Annotated in this window: 6 protein-coding genes; 3 read left to right on the forward strand and 3 right to left on the reverse strand. The window is 69.0% G+C overall.

Annotated elements, in window-relative coordinates; all coding sequences use genetic code 11:
- Positions 1-118: 118 nt before the first annotated feature.
- Positions 119-877 (reverse strand): enoyl-CoA hydratase/isomerase family protein, encoded by a 759-nt coding sequence (locus tag IEZ09_RS45480; RefSeq protein WP_189260077.1) that lies wholly within the window; start codon positions 875-877, stop codon positions 119-121.
- A gap of 103 nt (positions 878-980) precedes the next feature.
- On the opposite strand from IEZ09_RS45480, the gene IEZ09_RS45485 reads away from it, so the two are divergent.
- On the forward strand, positions 981-1,949 hold the full coding sequence (locus tag IEZ09_RS45485) for a DUF2332 family protein (protein ID WP_189260078.1): 969 nt from the start codon (positions 981-983) through the stop codon (positions 1,947-1,949).
- Here the strand turns inward: IEZ09_RS45485 and IEZ09_RS45490 are convergent.
- Positions 1,940-3,046: a serine hydrolase domain-containing protein gene (locus IEZ09_RS45490; RefSeq protein ID WP_189260079.1), complete on the reverse strand. Its 1,107-nt coding sequence runs from the start codon at positions 3,044-3,046 to the stop codon at positions 1,940-1,942. The genes IEZ09_RS45485 and IEZ09_RS45490 overlap by 10 nt on opposite strands.
- An 18-nt stretch (positions 3,047-3,064) precedes the next feature.
- On the reverse strand, positions 3,065-3,952 hold the full coding sequence (locus IEZ09_RS45495; protein WP_308202468.1) for an alpha/beta hydrolase: 888 nt from the start codon (positions 3,950-3,952) through the stop codon (positions 3,065-3,067).
- Between the two features lie 89 nt (positions 3,953-4,041).
- On the opposite strand from IEZ09_RS45495, the gene IEZ09_RS45500 reads away from it, so the two are divergent.
- Together IEZ09_RS45500 and IEZ09_RS45505 are read left to right on the forward strand one after the other, a co-directional pair.
- The gene (locus IEZ09_RS45500) at positions 4,042-5,040 is read left to right on the forward strand and encodes a helix-turn-helix domain-containing protein (protein ID WP_189260080.1); all 999 of its coding nucleotides are present in this window, start codon (positions 4,042-4,044) and stop codon (positions 5,038-5,040) included.
- Positions 5,041-5,107: 67 nt separating this feature from the next.
- Positions 5,108-6,475, forward strand: coding sequence for a glycoside hydrolase family 28 protein (locus IEZ09_RS45505; protein ID WP_189260081.1), 1,368 nt, complete (start codon positions 5,108-5,110; stop codon positions 6,473-6,475).
- Positions 6,476-6,549: the final 74 nt, after the last annotated feature.

The following is a 6,549-nucleotide window of genomic DNA, read 5'->3' on the forward strand; positions in this document are numbered from 1 at the left end:
CCACTCCCCGAGAGCCGGAACTGGATTACCAGTCCAACTTCCGGGGAGCGGTTCACACGCCAGGTGGAGCAAGGAGCCCTTCATCCCGCCCCACCGAACCCACGCAGCTCGCCCATCGTCAGAACCTCGGCGGCCGCTTCTCCAGGAAAGCCGACACGCCTTCCGCGTAGTCGGCACTGGAGGCGGCCTCCGCGTACAACGCTCGCACGAAGTCGTCCTCGTGCCCGCCCTCGGTGATCGAGTTGATGATCTTCTTCGCGCCTCGCACGGACACCTGCGCCCGCCCCGCGATCTGCTCGGCCAATTCCTTCACGCGCCCCTCGACCGACTCCACGACCTCGTTGACGAGCCCGATCCGCAACGCCGTCGCGGCGTCCATCAAATCGGCCGAGAACAGGATCTGCTTCGCCCACGCCGGCCCGACCGCGTCGACGAGCGCCTTGGTCGAGGTGAAGTTGTAAACGATGCCGAGTTTCGCGGGCGTGATGCCGAATTTCGCATCCGAAGACGCCACCCGGATGTCGCAGGCGAGGGCGATCTCACACCCACCGCCGACGCAGAAACCGGAAATCGCGGCGATCGTCGGCTTGTCCAGCCCGGCGATGGCGCGTTCGCCGTTGTGCACCGCCTCGCCGTAGTGGGCGGCGCCCTCGGCACCCCGGCGCAGGGTCGAGAACTCGGCGATGTCGGCGCCCGCCGAGAAGTGCTCGCCGCCGCGGATCACGAGCACCCTGACCTCGTCATTTGCGGAAACGCGTGCCATGAGCCCTGGCAGCGCGGACCACATCTCGTAGCTCATCGCGTTGCGCTTGGCCGGGCGGTTGATCGTCAAGGTGGCGACCGGACCGGCCGCGGACAGCTCCAGGAACTCGCTCACAGGCCGCACGATACCTACTGCGGGGTAGCGGCACGCCCGGTCTCATATGGGCAGAAACGCGTTCCAGCCCTTGTAAAGTCCTTTGCCGAAGAGGGGAGGAAGCGTGACCGCGGCAGGCATCGGCGCCTCCACACTGCGGACGTTCGCGGTGCGGTTGCGCACCAGCGCGCCCGTGTCGGCGCGCATCCTCTCGGAACTCGCGGGTGAACTCGACCGCGGTGGGCCGGTGGCCGAGTTGCTCTGCTCGCACAGCGCCGTGCACAGCCCGTTGTTCGGCATCCAGGCGCTCGCGGGTGTGCGGTTGTTGATGCTGTCGGGAAAAGCGCCGGAGTTGAGCCAGCGGTTCGCCAGCGCACACGCCGCGGCGATGGCGGGCGAATCGGACTCCACCGCGTTGCTCGCCTGGCTGGCTGCGCGGCGGGCGATCGTCGAGAACGCCGGGGAGATCCTGGCGGCGCTGGATCGCACCGTGCAGCAGCACCAGCCCAAGACGGCCGGGTTCCTCCTCAGGGGCCTGACGATGATCGGGGCGCCCAAGGTCCGGCTGCTCGAACTGGGTGCGTGCGCGGGGCTGAACCTGATTCTCGACCGGTACCGGTGGTTCGGTCTGGGCTGGGAGTGGGGCGACAAGGACTCGCCGGTGCGGCTGGCCGCCGCCGGGCCGCGGCCGCCCGAGCTGGAGATCGTCGACCGCGCCGGCTGTGACCTGCAGCCGCGCGACCCGAGCGACCCCAAGCACGCCATGATCCTGCACTCGTTCATCCCGCCGGAGCACGACTCGCTGCGGTGGGACCTCGACGACGCCATCGAGCTGGCGGCCAAGGTCGGGGTGAAGGTCGCCCGATCGCCTGCCGGGCGGTGGTTGCGGGAGAACCTCGTGCCGCCCGACGAGCGCGGCACGTACACGGTGGTCTGGCACAGTTCGTTCTGGGCGTACCTGACCGAGGACGAGCGCAACGAGATCGAGACGACGCTGACGGCCGCGGCGGGCTCGATGCCGTTGGCGCGGGTGTCGTACGAGTCGGTGGACTTCCGTTCGAACCCGCGCCTCACGGTCACCATCTACAGCTGACACAACGCTTTCTGCTGGAACGCCACGAGCGCGTCGTCGATCGCCTTGTCGTTCCAGCGCTGGAGGTTGACCGCGAGCGACACCTGGCGCCTGCCGTCGGCGCTGGTGAAGGACCAGGTGCCCGCGCCCCACGTGGAACCGTCGTGGCCCCAGAACGTGCCGCACGGCGTCTCCAGCCGGTGCAGGCCGAGGCCGTACTGGATCGTCGAGCCGTCGAAGGCGACCACCGGGCCGGTCTGTTGCATCTGCGCCAACGAGTTCCGCGAGATGATCCTGCCGTCGAGCAACAGGCGGTAGAAGCGGTTGACGTCGTCCATCGTCGAGATCAGCGACGCCGAGACGCCCACCCACGACATGTCGTAGACGCTGTAGTCGCGCGGCGGGTCGAGGAGGCCGAACAACGCCTCGTACATCAGCGAGTGCGGGCCTTCGATGCGCGTGCCGGTCGGGAACATCGTGTTGCGCAGCCCGGCGGGTTCGATGACGCTGCGCGTGATGTAGCGCTCGGCCGTCATGCCCGTGACCTTCTCGATGAGCCGGCCCAGCAGCAGGTAGCCGGTGTTGGAGTACACGCCGGGCTCCACCGCGGGCGCGTCGACGCCCATCTTGATCAGCTCACGCGGGTAGAAGTGCCGGAACCGGTTGTCCTCCAGGCTTTGCGGCGATCCCTCCAGCAGCGACGGGAACGCGAGGAAGCGGTAGTCGGCCAGGCCGCTCGTCATGTTGAGCAGCATCCGGACGGTGATGCGGTCGCCGCGCTCGCCGGGGACGAGACCCAGGTGGCGGCTGATCGGGTCGTCGAGACCGATCTTGCCCTGCTCGGCCAGGCGCAGCACCGCGGCGGCGGTGAACGTCTTGGTGACGCTGCCGATCCGGTGCCGCATCTCCGGCTGGACCGGCCGGCCGGAGTCCAGGTCCGCGACTCCGGCGGCACCGCGCCACACCTGGTCGCCGACGCGCACTTCCGCGAACGCACCGGGAATCCCCGCCTGGCGCAGACCGTCCAAAGCGGACTGCAGACCACCGGTGGCCGCGGCCGCGGGCACCCCGCCCACGATCAACATCGCCGCACCTGCCCATGCCCCCAGTCGATTCATGTCTTCTCCTCACTCCACTCACTCGGCCAACGCGCGGCGCAGCACGGCACCGATCTCGGCGAACTGCCGTTGCGACACGTCGGCGGACAACAGCGCTTGCGAGCCGTGGAACGTCCCCGGCCACTGGTGCAGCTCGACCTGCACGTCCGACTGCATGAGGCGCACCGCGTAGGCGATGTCCTCGTCGCGGTTCGGGCAGAACTCCGCCGTGGCGATGTAGGCGGGCGGCAGGTCGGACAGGTCGTCGCTGCGCGCCGGCGCCGCGTACGGCGTGGCGGGCCGCCCGCCCAGGTAGTGCGCCCACGCCTGGACCGCCTTGGCGCGGTTGTACCAGGGCGTGTCGGTGAAGTGCCGCGCCGACCACGTGGTCAGCCGGTCGTCGAGGCCCGGCTGGTGCAGCAGCTGGAACCGGATCGGCGGACCCTGCTCGTCGCGTGCCTTCAACGCCAGCGCCGCCGCGAGGCCACCGCCCGCGCTGTGCCCGGCGACCGCGACGCGGTCCGGGTCGTCGGCGTTCTGGTGCGCCCACAACAGGACCGTCCACGCGTCGTCCAGCGCAGCCGGGAACGGGTTCTCGGGCGCCAGCCGGTAGCCCACCGAGATCACCGTCGCTCCCGACCGTGCGGCGACGCGGGACGCCCACGGGTGTTCGGTGTCGACGTCGCCCATGCACCAGCCGCCGCCGTGCAACCACACGACGGTGCCCTGCGCGCCGTCCGGCCGGTAGATCCGCACCGGCACCTCGGGGTTGCCGGGCACCACGCGGTGCTCGATCTTCATGCCGTCCGTCTCCGCCGGGATGCCCGCCGCCAGCTCGGCGAGGAACCGGCGTTCCTGCACCACGTCGGTCAGCTCGGTCTTCGGGAAGAACGGGACGAAAGCTTCCAGCTCCGGATCCATGTCCATGATCCTGACGATCTCCCCGCCGCACTTCAGCCGACGAGCGTCGCGCGATCGGGGGTGGTGGCGCGCCAATCGTCGCTATCGTCGTCGGCATGGAGGCCCTGGCGACCCGGCTGTCGAACGTCGACTCGCACGTCGAGGGCGCGATCCGCGTCGTGATGTTCTACGACACGCTGATGCGCCGCCGGGTCGATCTCCCGGCACTGGCACGGGCGTCGGCAGGGCTGGCCGAGTGCGTCACGGGAATCCGGCTGCACAGCACGGGTCAGGTGATCCGCATGTCGCCCGCGGGCACCGAAGCCGCGGCGGCGGAACCGGTGTCGTCTCGCAGCCCGGTCACGCTCGACGACGAGGAGATCGGCGAGGTCTGGCTCGAACGCGCCGACCCGCCCAACCCGCTCGACGAGGTCGTGCTGGACCGGCTCGCGATCGCGGTCGCAGGGGTGGTCGAGCGCTACGGGCCCGCGCGCACGACGATGGCGGATCCGGCGCTGGTGGAGCTGGTGATCAGCGCGAGCAGCGACGAGGCCGGACGCGCACGGGCGTTGCGGCTGCTGGGTTTCGCGCCGGATCGGCCGGTGCTGGTCGCCGCGGTGTGCGCGGAACTCGCACTGGACCGGGTGGCGGCAGCGGTCTGCCCGTCCCGCCCGGTCAAAGCTGCCGAGGTGAGCGGCACGAGCGTGTTGCTCGCGTCCTCGCTCGGCGACTTCCCCGCAGGGGTCCGCGCGGGCATCGGCGCCGACTCCTGCCCCTCGCTCGCCTGGTCCGAGGCCCAGGTCGCGCTGCGCTTCACCACCGCGCGCACCCCGGTCGTCCGCTACCCCGACCTCGGGGCACTGGCCTTGCTCGCTCAACTCCCGGCGGAGGCGCTGCGCGCCAACGCCGACGTGGCCGCGGTGGCCGCGCTGTCCGCGGAAGACCTGGAGACGCTGGACGCCTACTGCGCCACCGGATCACTGCGCCGCGCCGCCGACCTGCTGCACCTGCACCACAGCAGCGTGTCGCGCCGCCTGGAGCAGATCGGCAAGGTCCTGGACGTCGCCGACGTGGCAAGGGTGAGGCTCGCGCTGGCCGCCTTCCGGCTGTTGTGAGGCCCGCCGCAAACGTTTACAGTCTTGTTCCAACGCCGCCGTTCGCCTCGAAGGAAGAGGACGTCGAATGGACGGCAGGATCAACCGCAGACTGCTGATGAAGGCGACCGTCGTGGCCGCCGTCGCCACCCCGGCCCTGACCCGGACGGCACTCGCGGTCGCGGTGCCCGAACTGCCCTGGCCGGCCGCCAACGAGATCGTGCGGAACACGAAGCTCCCGTCGTTCCCCGACAAGAACTTCGACGCGACCGCGTACGGCGCCAAGGGCGACAACAAGACCGACAACACCGAAGCCTTCAAGAAGGCGATCGCGGCCTGCAACGCGGCCGGGGGCGGTCACGTGATCGTTCCCAAGGGCACCTACGTGACAGGCGCGATCCACCTGCTGAGCAACGTCGACTTCCACCTGGAGGACGGCGTGCTGCTCAAGTTCTCCGGCGACGCCTCGAAGTTCCCGACCGTGCTGACGCGCTACGAGGGCATCGAGTGCATGAACCGCTCCCCCATGGTCTACGCGTACAAGCAGACCAACATCGCGCTGACGGGTCGCGGCACCCTCGACGCGGGCGCGACCGGCAGCTGGAACAAGGGCAGCGACCGCTCGTACCTGGAGTCGTTGGTGGCCAAGGGAACCCCGCCGGAGAAGCGCGTGGTTCCCGGTTCCGGCAAGAACATGCGCTCAACGTTCATCGAGCCCTACTCGTGCGACACGGTGCTGATCCAGGGCGTGACGCTGAAGAACCCCAAGTTCTGGCAGATCCACCCCACGCTGTGCAAGAACGTGACGGTCGACGACGTGCACACCGACCCGTCAACGGCCGCCAACAACACCGACGCGTGCGACCCGGAGTCGTGCGACCACGTCGTGATCTCCAACAGCGACCTCGGCGCCCACGACGACAACGTGGCGATCAAGTCGGGCCGCGACGAGGACGGCAGGCGCATCAACGTGCCGTGCCAGAACCTCGTCGTCGTCAACTGCCGCATGAACGGCAACTGGGGCGCCATCACGTGCGGCTCCGAGCAGACCGGCGGCATCCGCAACGTCTACGGCTACAAGCTGAACTGCGTCGGTGCCACCAAGTTCGCGTTGTACGTCAAGTCGAACACGAAGCGCGGCGGCTTCTCACAGAACATCAACCTGGACAGCGTGTCCGGCGTCTTCGCGCGCTCGTTCGTCTACGTCACCACGACCTACAACTCGCAGACGGGCAACAACATCCCGAAGTTCGGCCCGTTCGCCATCTCGAACTCCAGCTGCACCAAGGCGTCGAAGGTGCTCGACGTGTCCGGCCTCCCCCAGGAACACGTGAAGGGCCTGACCGTCCGCGACTCCAAGTTCACCGGTGTCGCCTCCACCACCAACACCGTCAAGAACGTGGACGGCCTGAAGTTCACCAACGTCACCGCAAACGGCAAACCGATGACCAGCTAACCCACCCGAGTGAACGATGAACGGCGCTTTTGTGCACCTGGTGTTTTAACCAGGGGTGAGGTCCTTGGGACGGG

It is taken from the genome of Lentzea flava (assembly GCF_014648475.1).
Taxonomy (GTDB): Bacteria; Actinomycetota; Actinomycetes; order Mycobacteriales; family Pseudonocardiaceae; genus Lentzea; species Lentzea flava.